Origin of the sequence: Micromonospora sp. WMMD736, assembly GCF_049179015.1 — a bacterium.
In the GTDB taxonomy this organism is placed as follows: Bacteria; Actinomycetota; Actinomycetes; order Mycobacteriales; family Micromonosporaceae; genus Micromonospora.
In genome coordinates this window covers 1,458,802-1,476,065 of the sequence record NZ_JBMHMI010000001.1, presented here as the reverse complement: position 1 = coordinate 1,476,065, position 17,264 = coordinate 1,458,802, and the positions used below count along the sequence as shown (strand labels likewise).

The 17,264-nt window shown below is 71.5% G+C and carries 14 protein-coding genes; 3 read left to right on the top strand and 11 right to left on the bottom strand.

Annotated elements, in window-relative coordinates; genetic code table 11:
• Positions 1–43: 43 nt before the first annotated feature.
• Positions 44–1,594: an MFS transporter gene (locus ACN269_RS06450; RefSeq protein WP_421471529.1), complete on the top strand. Its 1,551-nt coding sequence runs from the start codon at positions 44–46 to the stop codon at positions 1,592–1,594.
• Here the strand turns inward: ACN269_RS06450 and ACN269_RS06445 are convergent.
• The 4 genes from ACN269_RS06445 to ACN269_RS06430 are packed head-to-tail and all read right to left on the bottom strand — an operon-like array spanning position 1,579 to position 6,029.
• Positions 1,579–2,808 carry a hypothetical protein gene (locus ACN269_RS06445; RefSeq protein WP_421471528.1) on the bottom strand — a complete coding sequence of 410 codons (1,230 nt, stop codon included), beginning with the start codon at positions 2,806–2,808 and terminating at the stop codon, positions 1,579–1,581. The genes ACN269_RS06450 and ACN269_RS06445 overlap by 16 nt on opposite strands.
• Before the next feature lie 47 nt (positions 2,809–2,855).
• Positions 2,856–3,692: an aldo/keto reductase gene (locus ACN269_RS06440; RefSeq protein WP_421471527.1), complete on the bottom strand. Its 837-nt coding sequence runs from the start codon at positions 3,690–3,692 to the stop codon at positions 2,856–2,858.
• Positions 3,693–3,722: 30 nt separating this feature from the next.
• The gene (locus ACN269_RS06435; protein WP_421471526.1) at positions 3,723–5,525 is read right to left on the bottom strand and encodes a glycoside hydrolase family 15 protein; all 1,803 of its coding nucleotides are present in this window, start codon (positions 5,523–5,525) and stop codon (positions 3,723–3,725) included.
• Positions 5,526–5,552: 27 nt separating this feature from the next.
• Positions 5,553–6,029, bottom strand: a complete 477-nt coding sequence (locus ACN269_RS06430) for a hypothetical protein (protein ID WP_421471525.1) — start codon at positions 6,027–6,029, stop codon at positions 5,553–5,555.
• 337 nt (positions 6,030–6,366) lie between these two features.
• On the opposite strand from ACN269_RS06430, the gene ACN269_RS06425 reads away from it, so the two are divergent.
• On the top strand, positions 6,367–7,125 hold the full coding sequence (locus tag ACN269_RS06425) for a hypothetical protein (protein ID WP_421471524.1): 759 nt from the start codon (positions 6,367–6,369) through the stop codon (positions 7,123–7,125).
• Between the two features lie 43 nt (positions 7,126–7,168).
• Here ACN269_RS06425 and ACN269_RS06420 read toward each other — a convergent pair whose 3' ends face one another.
• The 5 genes from ACN269_RS06420 to ACN269_RS06400 all read right to left on the bottom strand — a co-directional run bounded on the left by ACN269_RS06420 (position 7,169) and on the right by ACN269_RS06400 (position 14,361).
• A complete protein-coding gene (locus ACN269_RS06420; protein WP_421471523.1) occupies positions 7,169–8,806 on the bottom strand; it encodes a hypothetical protein in 1,638 nt (545 codons plus the stop codon).
• 118 nt (positions 8,807–8,924) lie between these two features.
• Positions 8,925–9,317: a hypothetical protein gene (locus ACN269_RS06415; protein ID WP_421471522.1), complete on the bottom strand. Its 393-nt coding sequence runs from the start codon at positions 9,315–9,317 to the stop codon at positions 8,925–8,927.
• Positions 9,314–11,797 carry an AAA family ATPase gene (locus ACN269_RS06410; RefSeq protein ID WP_421471521.1) on the bottom strand — a complete coding sequence of 828 codons (2,484 nt, stop codon included), beginning with the start codon at positions 11,795–11,797 and terminating at the stop codon, positions 9,314–9,316. The genes ACN269_RS06415 and ACN269_RS06410 overlap by 4 nt, the downstream gene beginning before the upstream one ends.
• Before the next feature lie 130 nt (positions 11,798–11,927).
• On the bottom strand, positions 11,928–13,703 hold the full coding sequence (locus tag ACN269_RS06405) for a DUF6119 family protein (protein WP_421471520.1): 1,776 nt from the start codon (positions 13,701–13,703) through the stop codon (positions 11,928–11,930).
• A 100-nt stretch (positions 13,704–13,803) separates the two neighbouring features.
• Positions 13,804–14,361 (bottom strand): DUF4352 domain-containing protein, encoded by a 558-nt coding sequence (locus ACN269_RS06400; protein ID WP_421471519.1) that lies wholly within the window; start codon positions 14,359–14,361, stop codon positions 13,804–13,806.
• Positions 14,362–14,463: 102 nt separating this feature from the next.
• On the opposite strand from ACN269_RS06400, the gene ACN269_RS06395 reads away from it, so the two are divergent.
• Positions 14,464–16,368 carry an N-6 DNA methylase gene (locus ACN269_RS06395; protein WP_421471518.1) on the top strand — a complete coding sequence of 635 codons (1,905 nt, stop codon included), beginning with the start codon at positions 14,464–14,466 and terminating at the stop codon, positions 16,366–16,368.
• Positions 16,369–16,370: 2 nt separating this feature from the next.
• On the opposite strand, the gene ACN269_RS06390 is transcribed toward ACN269_RS06395, so the two are convergent.
• Both ACN269_RS06390 and ACN269_RS06385 read right to left on the bottom strand, forming a co-directional pair.
• The gene (locus ACN269_RS06390; RefSeq protein ID WP_363935701.1) at positions 16,371–16,772 is read right to left on the bottom strand and encodes a hypothetical protein; all 402 of its coding nucleotides are present in this window, start codon (positions 16,770–16,772) and stop codon (positions 16,371–16,373) included.
• Positions 16,769–17,080 carry a hypothetical protein gene (locus ACN269_RS06385; RefSeq protein ID WP_421471517.1) on the bottom strand — a complete coding sequence of 104 codons (312 nt, stop codon included), beginning with the start codon at positions 17,078–17,080 and terminating at the stop codon, positions 16,769–16,771. The genes ACN269_RS06390 and ACN269_RS06385 overlap by 4 nt, the downstream gene beginning before the upstream one ends.
• Between the last annotated feature and the right edge of the window lie 184 nt (positions 17,081–17,264).

Here is a 17,264-nt window from a genome sequence, read left to right as displayed (position 1 = left end):
CCCGACGCCGTACCCCCTCGCGCCCTTTGGAAGGAACCTGCACATGTCTGCCCTGACCAACCCACCGAGCGTGCGCGTCTCCGACGCGACGATCCACGATCCGCGCCAGCGCCGCGCGATCCTGATCGCGGTGTGCATCGCCCTGATGGCGGTCATCGCCTCGGTCTCCGGGCTCAACGTCGCCCAGCCGCAGGTCGCCGTCGCGTTCGACGCCTCGCAGAGCACCGTCCTCTGGATGATCAACACTTACACCCTCAGCCTGGCCGCGCTGCTGCTCCCGCTCGGCGCCCTCGGCGACCGGGTGGGCCGCAAACCGATCCTGCTCGCGGGACTGGCCGTGTTCGGCGTCGCGAGCGCGGCGGCGGGCCTGGCCACCTCGGCCGAGATGATGATCGCCGCCCGGCTGCTCTCCGGCGTCGGCGCCGCCATGATCATGCCGGTCACCCTGGCCGTCATCACCTCGACGTTTCCCGACCAGGAACGCTCCAAGGCCATCGGAGTGTGGACCGGCGTCGCCGGCGGGGGCGGCATCCTCGGCATGTACCTGTCCGCGGTGCTCGTCGACTGGGCGAACTGGCGGTGGCTGTTCCTGCTGCCGGTCGTGCTCGTGGCCGTGGCCGTCGTCATGGCCCTGCGAGCCGTCCCGAACTCCCGCGAGGCGTCACCGCACAGCTTCGACCTGGCCGGGTCACTGACGTCGGTGGTCGCCGTGGTCGCGCTCATCTACGTCCTGCACGAAGGCCCGGTCAACGGCTGGACCGCACCCAGCACCCTGACCAGCCTGCTCGTCGGCGTCGTCGCCGCCACGGCGTTCGTGGCCTGGGAACTCCGCCGGGAGGCACCCCTGCTCGACGTGCGACTGTTCCGCGACCGACGCCTCGCCAGTGGCTCGCTGGCGCTGCTGGCACTGTTCGGTGTCCAAGCCGGAATCTTCGTCGTACTGTTCCCCTACTTCCAGGCCGTCCTCGGCTGGTCCGGTCTGCGCTCCACCCTCGCGCTCATGCCCATGGCAGCGATGATGATGCTCGCCTCCGGACTCGCGCCCCGCCTGGCCGCCCGCACCGGAGCCCGCGCGACGATGGCAGCCGGGATCCTGCTCGGCGGCGTCGGCTTGGCGTTGATGGCCGCCCTCGTCTCGGTTGACGGCGGCTACCCGGCGATCCTGCCCGGGATGCTCGCCATGGGGCTCGGCATGGGTCTGACCCAGACTCCCTCCACCGAGGCCATCACCTCCGCGCTGCCCCGCGAACGTCAGGGCGTCGCGTCCGCGCTCAACGACGTCACCCGGGAATTCGGCACCGCCCTCGGCGTCGCGCTGCTCGGCGCCGTCCTGACCGCCGGCTACCGCAGCGCCATCGGCCCCCGCCTCGACACCATCCCCACCGACACCGCTGACACCGCCCGCGAAGGTATCGCCAACGCCGTCGCCGCCGCTGACACCGCCGGCGGTCAGGCACCGGCCCTCGTTCGCGCCGCCCAGGAGTCGTTCGTCGACGGCTGGCAACAGGCCATGTGGGCAGGAGTCGCTGTCATGACCATCCTCTTCGTCTACGTCGTGGCGCGCGGACCCCGACGGACTCAAGGGCCCAGGTAGGCGCGCAGCTCCGCGCGGGTGGCCGGGAGGCCGTAGCCGCCGACCAGCTCGGTGACGTTGCCGAACTGCACACCGTCGATCAGCCAGGGCTCGGTCGATCGGCTCAGTGCCTCGGCGAGCCGGCGCTGCCGGGGCGTCAACGCGTCGACCGGCGGCTGCGCCGCCGCCGGGCCGTCCGGGAACGCCAGGCGAAGCGCCACTCCGAGCAGCGTCAGCGACCGGTCGCCGTCCACGGTGGGCAGGCGGTCAAGCAGCGCGTCGAACGCGCGGTCGGCGTGCCGGGGACCGAGCTGCCGCAGGGCGAGGGCCGCATAGCCGCCGAGATCGCCGCCGAGGAACGGCACCCACTCACCGTCCACCGGCTCGACGGGGGCCTCGCCGGAAGCCGCCGACGCCCAGCCCAGCAACTCGCCGACCGTCGCCGGGTCGGCCGCGGCGCCGAGGACCCGCGCCCGGCCGATCGCGGCGGCCCAGCGGACCAGCGGGCGCGCATCGGTCAGCCACCGGACGTCCGGCGCGGCGCCGAGCAGCCCGGTGGACACCAGCATGGTGGCCACCTCGCCCGCCGTCGCCGCGACGCCGGTGGCGGCGTCGACCGCGCGGGTCAGCGCGGTCACGCTGCCGTCGGCCTCCTCCGGAAACCAGGCCAGGAGGTACGCCGCGAACAGGCGCACATCGGGATCGACGTGCTCCAGCAGGGCGCGGAACACGGGGACCCCGGCGCGCACCGCGTCGTAGGTCGCCAGCGCGACGTACGCCCACAGCCGGCCCTGATCCGCCGTCGACAGCGACTCGACGTACAGGTACTCGACGTACTCCTTCTCGCTCTCGTCGCTGCCGGTCCACGGCGGCGGCTTGGCCGCGAGCAGCGCGCGCCCGCCCTCGGCGGCCCGGCGGTACTCGGCCACCGGGAAGCCGTCCGGGAGGACACCCTCGTCGTACCCGACGGCGAGGGCGCTCAACAGCCCGAGCACCGCCGCCGGGTCCGGGGTGGCCGGATCGGTGAGCATCTCCAGCAGGAACGGCACCGCGTAGGCGCTCGCCTCGAACCGGTTGCCCTGGTGGAACACGTTGCCGTAGAGCTCACCCAGGGCCTCGTCCCGAACTGTCGCGTCGGGGTCGAGCAGAGCGCGCAGTTGGCCGGGCACGTCGTCGGCCGCCCCGTAGGCGTGGCCCAGCCGCGCCCAGTCGATGTCGTCAAGTCCGTCGAGCACGCCCCCATGCTCTCCCGAGGTCCTGACGACCCGGTGTGGTGGGTCGGTCAGAACTCCTCGTACACCGCGGGGTTCTGATCCGACAGCCGGCCGTCCGAGCGGCCCAGCGCGGTGATCGCCTCGACCTGCGCGTCGGTGAGCGCGATGTCGAAGACGGCCAGGTTCTCGACCTGCCGCTGCGGCGACGCGGCCTTGGGCAGCGGGATCACCTGGCGGGCCACGTGCCAGGCCAGGATCGTCTGCGCGGTGCTGACGCCGTGCGCGGCCGCGATCTCGGCGATGACCGGGTGCTGCCGCAGGTCGTTGCCGTGCCCGAGCGGACTCCAGCCCTGCACCAGGATGCCGTGCTCCCGGTGGTAGTCGAGCGCCTCCTGCTGCGGGAAGTACGGGTGCACCTCGATCTGGTTGACCAGCGGGGCGACCCCGGTCTCGGCGACCAGTCGGTCGATGTGCTCGGGCAGGAAGTTGGAGAGCCCGATGTGCCGCACCAGACCACGCTCCCGCGCCTCGATGAGTGCCCGCCACGCGTCCACGTACCTGTCGACCTTCGGGTTCGGCCAGTGGATCAGGTACAGGTCGATCCGGTCGAGGCCGGTGCGGAACACGCTCTCCTCGATGGTGGTCAGCGCCTCGTCGTAGTCGTGGTGCCGCCCCGGCAGCTTCGAGGTGACGATCAGCTCGTCGCGTACCCCGGTGGCCTCCCGTACGGCGCGACCGACCGCGCCCTCGTTCTCGTAGTTGACCGCCGAGTCGAGCAACCGGTAACCCGCCCGGATCGCGTGCCCGATCGCGTCGACGCCCGCCGAGCCGTTCAACTGGTACGTGCCGAGGCCGATCGCGGGCAGGGAGGTGCCGTCGGCGGCGCTCAGGTGCGGAATCGTCATGATCGGGACCTTACTCGCCCCGGGCGTGTGTCAGGCGGAGCCGGGATCGCCGACGGGGGCGTCGCGGATGGCGAGCGCGGCCTGGACGAGCGCGGCGTGGGTCAGCGTCTGGGGATAGTTGCCGAGGTGGGCGCCCGTCGAAGGGTCCACCTCTTCGGCGTACAGGCCGAGGGGACTCGCGTGGTCGATCATGGCCTGGAACAGCTCGACGGCCTCGCGGCGACGCCCGGTACGTGCCAGGGCCTGCACGAGCCAGAACGAGCAGGGCAGGAACGCCCCCTCGACGCCGGGGAGGCCGTCCCGCCCGGGCGGGTAGCGGTAGAGCAGGGGACCGCCGGCGGACAGCCGCTCCCGGATGGCGTCGATGGTGCCGCGTACCCGGGGCGACCCGGCCGGGTCGATGCCGAGCAGCGGCAGGACGAGCAGGGCCGCGTCGAGATCCGGGGAGCCGTAGGAGCGCAGGTAGCTGCCCACCGCCGGGTCGAAGCCGCGCGTCCGGACCTCGGCGGCGACGGCGTCCCGGGACCGCTGCCAGCGTCGACGCTGCCGGTCCGGCAGGGGGTGCGTGTCGGCGATGGCCAGGGCGCGGTCCAGGGCGAGCCAGCCCATGAGCTGGGAATGAACGTGGTGGGCGGGCTCCCGCACCTCCCAGATACCGGCATCGGGCTCCGGCCAACACTGGCAGACCACGTCGGCGAAACCGCGCACCGCCCGCCACGTGTCGGCGTACAGGCGGTGCCCGGCCTGGGCGAACGCCCAGGCGGCGTCGATCACCCAGCCGTACCCGTCGAGCTGGTGTTGGCCCGCGGCGGCGTTGCCCACGCGCACCGGACGGCTGTCGAGGTAGCCGGGCCACCCGGCAAGCGCCCGCTCCGCCGGTACGTGCCGGCCGTGCAGGGTGAGCAGGGCCGGCAGGCGCGGCCGTTGCAGCCGGCTGGCGTGCATCAGCCAGGCGAGGAACCCCTGTGCCTCGTCGGCCTTACCGACGCTGAGGAAGGCGCTGACGCCGATGCTGGCGTCACGGGGCCAGACGTAGCGGTAGTCCCAGTTGCGGTCCCCGCCGGGATCCTCGGGCAGGGACGTGGTGGGCGCGGCCACCGGCGCTCCCGAGGGGGAGTAGGTGAGCAGCCGCATCGTGAGCAGGCTTCGTACGACGTGCTCCCGGAAGGGCACCCGATCGTCGATCTCCCCGGTCCAGGTGCGCCAGCGGGCCTCGTCCTCGACGAGCAGGTCCCAGGCGGCCTCGGGCTCGACGTGGATCACCGGTTCGCGATAGGCCACGGCCAGCACGAGAGTGACCGGACGACCAGGCCGGACCGTGACCGGGGTGGGTCGGCCCGGTTCGATCCCGAACGCGGGCGTGCTGTCCAGCGCGACCGCCAGCGTGCCCCACTCACACACCAGGGTCTGCCGCCGGTGCCGGACCCGGGGCCGGCGGTGCCGCACGCCCAGGCGGGGATCGAACTCCACCACCGCGTCGACCGGTGCCCGCTCGGCCTCCAGCCGCCGCACGATCAGTGTCGTGGGCAGCAGGCGACCGGCGACCTCGGCGACCATCGCCTCGGTGAGGCGGAGCCGGCCGCCACCCACCGCCCAGGTGGTCTCCAGGGTGGCGGTGTGCTGCCGGTACCGCCGTTCGACGACCGTGGCCGGCTGGGCCGGGCCCACCCGGAACGTTCCGGCGTCCGGACCCCCGACCAGCCGGCCGAACAGCGGCTCCCCGTCGAAGCGCGGCACGCAGAGCCAGTCCATCGCGCCGTCGCTGGCGACCAAAGCGGCGGTACGCGTGTCGCCGAGCAGCCCGTAGTCGCTGATCGGTCGCTCACCGGTCACGGCGATCGCCCCTCGACGAGCGGCGGGTCACCGGGCCTGCAGGAGTAACCCGAGAGCGACCCCGTAGACGACGTGCACGACAGCCGTGACCAGGGGAGTCTGGATGCCGTAGTTGAGGGCGAACAGCCCGGGCGGCTCCAACACCGCCGTGCTGGCCGGTCCCGCCCGCTGCGACGCCATCCGGGGGTGGACACCGGGAAGCAGCGGCAGCAGCACCGTCAGAGCGATCCCTACATGGACGATCCCGAGCAACGCTCCGATCCACCAGGTGGCGCGGTACAACAGCGCGAATATGCCCGCGTACCCGAGGGCGAAGCCCTGACCGGCGCACAGGTGCAGGAAGAACCCGACGACCCGGGCCCGGTCGGGATCGTCCGTGACGAAGGTCCCCAGCACCAGGGGCAGGTCGAGCCGGGTTAGGCCGGCCAGCTGAGCGGTGATCATCGCCGCGGTGAGCGCCGCGGTGGCGACCAACCCGAACAACGCCCATCCGGCCCAGTCCATCTCAGCAGTCGGCGGCGTCGCGGGCGTGCTCGGTCATCGGTCCACCCTCCGGCTGAACAGGCGCGCAGTTCGCGGCCGGACGCCCACCCACCGGGAGTCCGGTTTATCACGATAAGACACTGGGGGTGGTCGCGTCGGCCTGCTCGCCCAGACGCCCCTTGACGAATTCGGCCGCAGGCCCGGCCGTCGTAACCACCTGACGGTCGTGCCCCAAACGGACTCTCGATCGTCCAAGATAGGTGCGGACAACACCGAGTGAGACGCCACCTGCACGATGGTCGGCGCCGCCTGGCCGGGCTGCTGCACGACGACAGAGGTGACAGAGGGGAGGCCGGCAGTGCCATCCGCTGATCGTTTCTGGCGGGACCGCCCGGCAGACGAGGCGGACCCGCCGTCGTTCGCCATCGAACAGGTGCGCGCACGTGTCCGGCGACGCGGAGGTCTGCTGGCGGCCGCTACCGGCGTTGCCTCGATCATGCTTTTGTCCTTGGTGACGGTCGCCGCAGCCGGGGTCGGCGGCGGCGAACCGAGCACCGGCACAGGCGCGAGTCCGGGGCCGTCGACCGCCACCGGCCAGACCGCCACTGCCGAGAAAGGGCCTGGGGTGTACGTCTGCGGCGACCGCTACGACCACGTGGCTGCCGCGCCGGGCGGCCACCTCACGGCAGAGGTGTCCTCGGTGGTCAAGGTGAAGAACGACTCCGGTCCAGCAGTGACGGTGACATTCGCCGCCACGCGGGCGGTCCACGTGGCTTCCAGTCCGCCATCGCTGCTTCAGGTGCTCTACCTGAAGGACGGTGTCATCGTCGGCGGAGGGCCCATGGTCAACGAGCCGGGCGATGCCACCTCCCAGGGCGTCGATGCGATCCGAGGTGGGTTTGATCTCGCTCCCGGCAAACCTCACGAACTGCAACTGGGTCCGCGAGAGATGTTGTGCCCGTCCCTGACCTGGCCCGACGTCTGGACCACCCCCGATCGTTACGAGGTCGCGGTGGTGATCGGCCCGGTCGAGGATCGCGGGGATGAGCTTCTCCTCAATGTTCCGCTCCCACCCTCGGCCGCCTCGCTGGTGATGAGAGCGACGTTGCCGGGCTGAGCGAGGTCTTCCCCGCCCAGCCCACCTTCAGGGCCTACGCGCTTCACCTCGGGAGGACGCCCACATTCTTCGGCGGGACCGATGGGCGAGTGGCGTCCCGGAGGTTGCCGGTCAACAGCGGATCGGTGCGTCGTTCGGCCTCGGGTAGGTTCATCGCCGCGGCCAGGAGATTCGCGAGCCGACGGGTGTCGTCCAGCCCCTGCCCCTTGCCGGCCCAGTCGTCGAACGTGAGCCGGATGTTCTCCTCGGTGGTGATGACATCCAGAACAGGGCCGCGCTTGTCACGTTCGCGGAACCGCACGTAGCGAAGGTCCGCGAGGGGGAATTCACGCTCGATGATCCCCTGCTTGCGGACGGCGCTCTGCGCCGAGATGAAGAACTGTTCGGGTGTCACTCCCAGGTAGGCGTCGTCGCCGACGAGACGGTCGAGATTGACATCGGCGATGGCCAGCAGGGGTTGGTCGCCGGGCACTATCCAGCGGAGGATTCGCAGCACCTCATCCGGTACCGCCTCAGGGAATGCGGTGAGAGGCGGATCCAGAGGGGCGGGTTGGGCATGAACATGGTTGCGTAGGCTCGCTACCCGCTCGGCCAAGGCTTCGGCCATGGCGATGGTGTCCCGGATGTTCTGACGCTTGGCAGTGAACGGCAGGCTCCGCTCGGCCGGGAGTTCGGCGATCAGACGGCATTGCCGTTCAAGGTCGGTGAGGAGACCCGCGACCTCGTCCATGGCTCGGGTGTGCTCGCGATGGGTGTCGGCGACCAACTCGGCCAGAAGCCGTTCGTTCTCGACGGCGTTCGCCTCGTCGCGGCTGATGTGACTCGCTCGCAACACCTGAGAGCGATACCAGGACCACTCCGCCATCAGCATGCCGTGGGCGTCGGCGAGAATCTGCTCGACGTTCTTCTGGACATGGGCACGGCGGCTGGGTCCGTCGGTATCGAGTGCCTTGATGTGCCCGCTGACGAACGACCTGAAGAGCAGTCGTTGCTTGCGTAGGTCCGGGTCCCGGGTCGCGATGGCGGAGTAGATGTGGTCGTTGACGGTGCCGGCCGCCTGTGCCTCGCGCACGGCGCGCATCGTCGTCTCGTGCAGGCCGAGCAGCGTTGCCCACTGATCTTCGTGTACGGCACGAAGGACGTCACGAGTGAGCTCGACGTTCTCGTCGATACGACGTGAGATCGACGCCAAGTGCACCTGCAACGCCAGGAGCGCGGCGGCCGGCCCGAGAGCGGAGAGTATGGAAGCGGTCTGCGCCCCCGTCACGGGCGCCCAGCGCACCGAGGCGGCGATCTTTCCCTTGCCGGTGACGAGTGAACCCAGGTTCCAACCGGCCGACGTCATCGGTCGTGCCGTCTTGAGCGCCCGCAGCGTCTCGGGCGCCAGACGCACCAGGCCGCGCGCGTTGATCGCGCTCTGCGCGCCCTGCGCCGCGAGATTGCCGACGCCCGAGGCCACCGCGAGCTTGTCGGTCAGGCCCTTGCTCGCATGCGGGCTCATCATCTCGAAGGGGATCACGTCGAAGCCGACCGGCGACTGGTCCGCGAAGAGGACGGCCAACCCCGGCTCGATCTCGACCAGGCTGACTGTCGGTTCATCGCCGGGGGACACGGCGGCGTCGGGAACGTCGTCAGCGAGCAGGGAAACCTCGTTCGCGGATCCTTCGGACTCGGCCGGCATCGCACATCCTCCATGATCGACAACAGCGGCATCACAGTACGTGTCACGTTGCTCACGCCGGCTCGACCGGAGCGGCACTTCGAGCCGCGTACTGTCCACACGCGAGTGGCTGAACAGGTCAGCCGGTCGGCTCGAGTCGGGCGAGCAGGGTGCTCACCTCGCTGTGCAGGCGACGCAACTCCGCCGCCGTCGGAGCCAGCTCATAGCAGTGGTGGTGCGTGGCGGCGGAGAGGGTCGTCCACGCGAACGCCACCCGGCGGGCGACCTCCGGGCCTGGACCGAGCCGGCCGCGCAGCATTAGCTGCTTCGCGCGGCCCTGTCGGCAGGCCGCGACGGTCGGCTTCACCTGCCCCCAGTACGCGTCGACGCCACCTTCGAGGGCGAGCCGGATCAGGCAGGCGCAGGCCCTCGGCCACCAACCGGCGCTCAGGGCCGCGGCTCCGAGCAGACCGGACCCACGCAGCAGGTCGTCGGCCGCCGCCAGGCAACGCTGCGGCGTTGGCGCGGTCACGACAGCGCCCCGGCGAGGAGACGGGCGTCCGCGACCAGGCCGGGCAGGTCCGCCAGGTACGCCCCGTGCACCCCTTCCCGGCACGCCCGGTACGCGTCGACGACCCGCCGCCCGTGTCGGCGGTGGAGCCAGCCGAGCACGTCACCGCCCTTCTCGGCATCGTCGAACGCGGCCAGGGCGACGACGGTCGCCAGTCGACGCGACGCGTCCCCGATGGCCGACTCGATGTCGGCGTGCGGGACACCCCGCGCGACCCGGGACCGCCACACCGTCCGGTGGCAGGCCGCCTCCACCGCGGAGCGGCACAGCTCGGCCACCACCGGGCCGCGCACCTCGGCGGGGATCTCGTCGTTGCGCGCCAGGGCGTGGGCGTCGTTCAGGTAGCGGGTCACCGGATCGGAGCCGGCCCGCAGCGTCACCACCGACCTCTCCGCCCGGGTCACCTCGATGATCCGGGCCCGGCCCAGGTCGAGCCGGCTCACCGCGTCCGGCAGACGGCTGTCGTGCGTGAACACGACCACCTGCCGCTGCTCGGCCAACTCCGCGAGCACCCGCGCCAGGCCGTCCACCTTCGACGGATCCATGCTCTGCACCGGGTCGTCGACCACGATGAACCGGAACGGGCTCTCCGGGGCGCAGCTGCGCGGCAGGAACGTGGCCAACCCGAGCGCCTGCATCTCACCCTGACTCATCACGCCCAGCGCGGTGCCGTTGTCGGCGCCGTCCACGCTGACCGGGAAGACCACCCGCCGCCGGTTGTTGATCCCCTCCAGCGTCATCGCACCCAACTCGACGTTGCTCTCCTGCCGGAGTTGAGCCCAGATCCGCTGCGAATGCCCGGCGAACGGCGCGAGCCGCTCGTTGCGGATCTCCATCGCCGCCCCCTTCAGCCACGCGCGCGCGGCCTTCAACCGGGCCAGGGTCGCCTCCCGCGCCGCGAGCCCCTCGGCGGCGGTCACCCACTCGCGCACGTCGGCCGCCGCGGCCCGCCAGCCGGTGTCGCGCTGCCGCAGGAACCCCTCGGCGTACGCGCGGGCCGCGTCCGCCGCCGCCACCACAGCCGGGTACCGCGCGGCCAGGTGGTCGGCCAGTGCGGCAGGCTCTCCGGGTACGCGTCGAAGTGCGGCCACGGCGTCGCGCAACACGCCGACCGAGGCCTCCGACCCGAGGCGCTCGGGCACCGCCAGGTCGTCGATCAGGTGGTGCGCCTTCCGCAGCACCGCCGTCAGGCGGGTCGTCGCCGTCTGAGCGGCGACACTGCGCCGCCGCAGCTCGGTCAGCGACCGTTCGGCGGCGGCACGCCACCCGTCGTCCAGCGTGCCGGTGGCGCAGACCGGGCACGCTCCGTCGCCGTCGTCCTCGTGCTGTTCGAGGGCGAGGCGGAGCAGTTCCGCGCTGCGCAACGCGGCCCGGGACCGGCCACCGTCGTACCGCACCGCCTCGTCCGCCGCCTCCCGCAGCTGACCGGCGAGCCGGGTCACCTCGTCGACCGGCGGCGGGTCGAGGTCGGCGAGCTCACGGCAGAGCAGCACCTCCCGGTCGGTGGTCGCCTCGTCCGGCTCGTCGAGGACCGCCGTGACCGCGTCGAGGTCGACCGCTCCCCGGCCGCTCAGCAGTACGGCGACCCGCTGGGCCCGCTCGTCGGTGATGTCGGCGAGCGCATCGGCCAGGGCGGTGCGCTGTGCGCGTACCCCCTTGATGGTGGTGTCGTGCGGCCGGGCGGCGCGGAGCAGACGCTGATCGGCGTCGGTGAGCGCGTCGAGCCCGAGGATCGCGAAGAGCGCGTCGAAGAGCTGACTCTGCGTGCCGGAGGCCAGCTTGCCTAGTTCGGCGGCGGTGAGGAACGGTCGGTACAGCTCCAGCGGGCGGGCCAGCCCCAGTTCGTCGAGGCCCCCGTGCCGCCCCCGCGCGCTGGTCACCGTCACCTCGGCGTCGGTCAGCCCCGCGTCGACCGGCCAGGCGCGGTGCACCCGGGTCGGCGTCGCCACCCCGCCGACCCGCAACTCCACGTCGACCCAGCACGGGTCCGGGTGGTGCAGGTTGCGCCACCCCGTACGCCAGACGCTCGTCTTGTCGGCCCACCGCGCGCTGTCCCCGGTGAGGGCGAGCTCGACGGCCTCGGCGAAGCTGGACTTGCCGGAACCGTTACGGCCGACGACCAGCGTGAGGCCGGGACCGGGGTCGACCTGGAGGGTCCGCTCCGGGCCGACGCCGCGAAAACCTGCGACGGTCACCGACTTCAACCAGATGTGCTCTGCCGAGTCGTCGCCGGTGGGGGAGCGGGGGTCGAGCCGGACCGGAGCGCCGGCGAGCGCGGCGTCCAGCTCCTGCTCGCTGGTCAGCGCGGCGAGGACCAGCTCGGCGGTCTCGGTCGGCAGGTCAGCGGCGGCCAGCCGCTCGAAGATCAGCTCGATCACCGGTGGGGTGGTGCGGCTCGGCAGCACCGACGTGCCGGCGCAGGTCTGGCGGGGGACAGACATGGTCAACTCCAAACGCGTGGTCGCGGCGGGGCGGCCAGAGGTGGCCGCCCCGCGAGATGTGCGGCGGAAGGGTGGGGCGCGGAGCGAAGGTCCCTGATCCGGGACCTGTGGAGCTGACGTCGTAGACGGATCAGGCCGACGGGATGCCGACGACCTCGACCTCGACGCCCTCGTTGCGCAGGGACTTCATCGCCCGGTAGAGCGCGACCTGGGCGAACGTGAACAGCGAGTGCACCGTGAGCGGCCTACCGGAGCCGAGCGCGATCGCGTAGATCACCTTGCGCGGCTGGAAGGCCGGGTCGATGACCCGTCCGGACGGCTGCCGCTCGACCATCTCGACGAGCGCGGCGCGGGCGTCGGCCTCGTACCGCAGCGCGTCGACCGACACCGCGCCCTGCGCGAAGAGGTGACTCAGGGCCGCGCTGCCCGTGGCCCGCTTGACGTGGATCAGCTCGTTGTTCGGCCCGAGCAGGTCGCAGGCCTCGATACGGTGAGGGTGCTGGTGTGTCTTCAGCAACTTCCGGTCCAGCAGGGTCAGACCGCAGACCTGCGCGGCGTGGGCGTTGTACTGCTCCTCGTTCGCGTAGTCGGCAGTCCAGGCCGGGAGTGCGAAGCTGGCCGGGACCGCCAGGATCTGCTCGATCTCGTGGCGGAGGAACTCCCGGTGTCGGTCGCCGATCTCGTACCAGCCGCCCTCGTGCAGCAGGAGCTGACTCTCACCGTGCGCGATCTGCGCCGTGATCCACCGCGACACGGCCGTGGACCCGATCTCCTCCTCGCCGTCCCTGTCCGCGTAGAGGGTGACGCGTCCGTTGCAGAGCGCGGCCCACCGCTCGCCGTCCGGGACGCCCTCGGTCTGCGCGAGCACGTCCGCCAACGTGAGCTCCGGCAGGCGCACCGGACGGAGGCAGGACTTCGGCACCCGAAGCTTGTACGACCGGACCCGCTCGATCTCGCTGAAGACCCGGCCCGGCACGGTCAACCCGACGTCCGCGGGGTCCGGCAACCTGAGCAGCCGGTCCAGCTGTTCCTCCACCTGCGACAGCCGGGGATCCCGCGCCGACACCGGCCGGATCTGGGTGATGAACTCCAGGTCAGCGAAGGGTGCCTCCTGCTTGCAGACCCGGTCGATCTCCCGCAGGTCGGCGAGGAGGCTCGCGGGTTCGACACCCAGGTGGATGCGCAGGGCGTCACTGCCCTCGACCGGCGTGGCCCTACCCGTGGACCGGCAGGCGGTCAGGTTCGGGTTGAACGTCCGTCCGCAGACCTGGCCGACGATCTCGCCCCACTTGTCGATGCCGTACATCCGGATGTGCTGGCCGCCCGGAACCATGTTGCGGTCGACCCGGCCGGTGGTGCCGAACACCCGCCGGCGTACCTGCTTGATCTCGTCGGGGGCCAGCGAACGTACCGCGAAGCCGATCCCGAAGCCCGGATCGACCAGGTCCAGATCGACCATGTGACGACCCACGGTGCCGTAGGCGAGCGCGTAGACGTTGTCGTCCACCGTGACGAGCAGCGCGGCACCGCCACTGCTGAAACCGAGTTCGGTCTCCTCCCCGGTGAGCCGGGTGAGCACCTCGCACCAGTCGGCCCGCTGACGCGGCACCGTCCCGTGCACCAGCAGCGCCGGCGCGCCGGCGACCAGCCGCTCCTCGATGAGGAAGTCGTGCTGTCGCACGTAGCGGCGGTTCACCGCGTCGTGCAGACCCTCGATGGTCGGCGTCACCCGTTCGAGCTGGTAGACCGACGTCAGGTAAGTGTTCTCCGGCCGCTCGGGCAGATCGAGGTCGAAGAGGGTGGGTGCGTCGTACGGCGGATGGGTGACGTCCTTGCGGACGCCACGGCGGTTGGCCGGTCTGGTCGTGGTGGCTCTGGTCGTGGTCGGCTGGCTCGCACGGCGCACGTCGATCTCCTCGCGTTGAGAATCGGGGTGGCGGTGGTGCGGGGGAGGGGTGCGCCGAGGGCGGGCTTCGCGGGTCCCGCCCTCGGCGCGGGTGATCAGCTCACAGGGTGACGTCGACGCCGCCGGAGAACGGCGAGTCGTGCAGCTCGAGCTTGGTGAGCTTGACGTTCTTCGGGATGTCGAAGACGACGACGCCGGTCACCTGGTTGCCGGGGTTGACGTCGTTGAGGAACGTCTCGGCGTTCTTGTTGGCGTAGATGGCCGCGCCGGTGTCGGCGGAGTACTCGGTGCCGTCGGCCGCGTACGCCTTCTGGCTGCTGCCGTCGAACATCTGCGCTTCCTTGCCGATGTTCTTCACGTTGACCGTGACCAGGCAGAACTGGCCCTGCGCCTTCGCGCCGAGCACGTCGCTACCGATCTTGCCCACGCCGCACTTGGACGACTTGACCGTGAACTCGAACTTCCCGTCCCGGGCCGGCTCGCCGATCTTCGCGGTCTTGGCCGGCTTCTCCTCGGCCTTGGCGCCGCCCTCGTCGCTGATGGAGCCGCTCGCCTTGTCGTCGCCGGTGGAGTCGCCCGCCTTGTCGGCGGCGCCGGAGCCGCAGCCCAGGGCGATGAGGCCCGTGGCGATCAGGGCGAGAGTCGTGGTCTTGCGCATCGTTGTCCTCCTGATGTGAACGTTGCGGCGTCAATAAGAGCATCGTCCGAGAACGGTGTCAACAGACAATCTCGTGCTTGACAGATGTGCAAAACTCTTGGGGTGCAGGAGAACCCGACCATCACGGCAGCGGAGATCGCCCGGCTCGCCGGTGTCGGTCGCGCTGCGGTCAGCAACTGGCGTAAGCGGCACCCCGACTTCCCCGCGCCGGTGAGCGGGACGACGGCGAGCCCCGAGTTCGACCTGATCCAGGTCGAGCAGTGGTTACGTGCCCAGGGCAAACTTCCCGAGCTGGCCACCGCCGACCGGCTCTGGCGACATCTCGCCGCGGCCAGCGACACCCCGGCCGCTGGGCTCGCCGCCGTCGGCGCGCTGCTGCTGGCCCGACAACGCGGCTCCCGAACCGGCCACCTCGACGGGCAACTCGCGCCGCTGCTGCCCGACGTCGACACCCTGGCCGACCAGTTGGGCCCGCAGGGCGCGTTCGACGAGCTGTGGCAGCGCTTCTCCGCACCCGGGCCCGGCCGCCCCTTCGCCACCCCCGACGACCTCGCCGACCTGATGATCGGGCTCGCCAACGTCGGCGGCGGCTCGACACTCGACCCGGCCGCCGGCTCCGGCGCGATCCTCCGGGCCGCCGTCCGCGCCGGCAGCACCTCCGTGTACGGGCAGGAGCTCGACGAGGGCCTCGCCAGACTCGCCGGCCTGTGGCTGGCCCTGCACGACGTACCCGGGGAGGTCAGCCCCGGCGACACCCTGCGCGCCGACGCGTTCGCCGGCCGCGCCGTCGACGCCGTCGTCTGTCACCCACCGTTCGGCGCCACCAACTGGGGCGACGACGAACTCGGTCACGATCCCCGCTGGATCGTCGGCACCACACCCCGCACCGAGCCGGAGCTGGCCTGGGTGCAACACGCCCTGGCTCACCTGCGGGTCGGCGGGCACGCCGTCCTGCTGATGCCACCCACCGTCGCCAGCCGCCGTGCCGGCAAGAGGATCCGTGGCGAACTACTGCGCCGCGGCCACCTGCGCGCCGTCATCGCCCTTCCGCCCGGAGTAGCTGCCCCACACGGCGTACCCCTGCACCTGTGGGTGCTGCGACGCGCCGCCACCGACGCGCCGCCACCGGCGCGGGCGCTGCTGATCGATGCCGCTGGCGGCGACCTGACCGACACCGCGCCGCGCGTGCTGGCCGCGTGGCGGGCCTTCGCCGCCGCCCCGGACGGCGACGTCGAGGAGGCCGGGTTCGCCCGCGCGGTCCCGGTCATCGAACTGCTCGACGAGGACGTCGACCTCACCCCCGCGCGCCGGCAACCCGCCGTCGTGGGAGAGGCTTCCGGAGAGCATCTGGTACGCACCAGAGAACGGCTGGCCGCCATCGTCGGCGAGTTGCCAGCGTTGCTGCCGCAGGTCACGCCCGCGCCCGGGGAGCCGGACGGTGCGTTCCTGACCGTGGGGGAGTTGGCCAAGACCGGGGCCCTGCACCTGATCGGGCCCGTCCGCGCAGGCACGTCCACACCCGCACCGGACGGGCCGCCGGTGCTCACCGTGCCGGACGTGCTCGCCGGGGCGGACGCCTCCGGGCAGCTCGATGACCGGTTCGGCCAGGAGATTCCGCTCGCGGTGGGGGACGTTGTGGTGCCGATGATCGCGCGGCAGCTCACGGCGCGGGTGGTCACGACCGAAGGGGCGCTGTTGGGGCGCAACCTGTACCTGCTGCGGCCTAACCCGGCGGCGTTGGATCCGTGGTTCCTGGCCGGTCAACTGCGGACGTCGGCGAACGAGAAACAGGCATCGAGCCTGTCGGGGACGATGCGGTTCGACATTCGACGGGCGCAGGTGCGGAGACTGTCGCTCGACGAACAGCGGGCGCACGGGGAGGCGTTCCGGCGCCTGGGCGCCTTCGAGTCGGCGATCCGCCAGGCCGCGTCGCTCGGTGCGGAGCTGGCGCAACTCACCGCCGACGGGTTGGCGCGTGGGTCAATCCGACTGGACGACCCGCAGTGATCTCAGACCTCGACGATGGGCCAGTCGTCGCCGAGCACCTTGCGTACCTGATCGGCCCGAGACGTGATGAGGCCGGCGGCACTGCTGATCGCGAGGAACGCCGCGTGGCCGGCACCGAGGCGGCCCGTCTGCCGGGCCATGCCCCCGATTACCGGGCAGTCGTCGGCCCGATCGACGTGCAGGGCCGGCGTGAGGACCTGGACGGCCGGGTTGCGACGCAGCATCGCCAGGTACTCGTGCTCGGTGTGATCGAGCAGGCTGTACGCCTCGAGTAGGCAGACCAGCGGCACGGCAACAGTCGCGTCGGCGTCGGCTGCGGCCACCATAGCCTCACCGACGGCCTCGACGCCTTGGGCGTACGCCATCAGGGCACCGGTGTCGAGCACGTAGACCGGCGCGCTCACGCTGCGCTCGGCCGGTCGAAGTCGGCGCGGACCTCTCCGACCGGACGCCCCAACAGCTCTGCCACACGGGCGATCGCCGCCTCGCGCATCTCCGGTGTCACCTGGCGGGCGGCCAGCCGTCGCGCCGCGCCCTCCGGGTCGTACGGGAACTCGCCGTGCCCGGCCTCCCGCAGAGCGGCCCGCATATCGTCGGATATCCGACGCCGGCGCAGCGCTTCGGTGACATACGCGGAAACCTGGCGGGCCGGGAGCGCATCCAGCTGCTCGGCCACGTCATCAGGGACGGAGATCGTCACACGCCGACTCATACTCACAGCTTACTAAAGTATGAATCGCGGGTCGAGGACCCAAATCTACCCAGCCAACCCGGCTGATTGTCCTGACCGTGTGGCGGTCCCCCGGCTGTGCAGGCGGCCGGGCATACTGCTCGCCTTAAGGAAAACAAAAGGAAGTTGATGAGGGGTCGAGCGGCGAAGCCGCCGCCGACTCGAC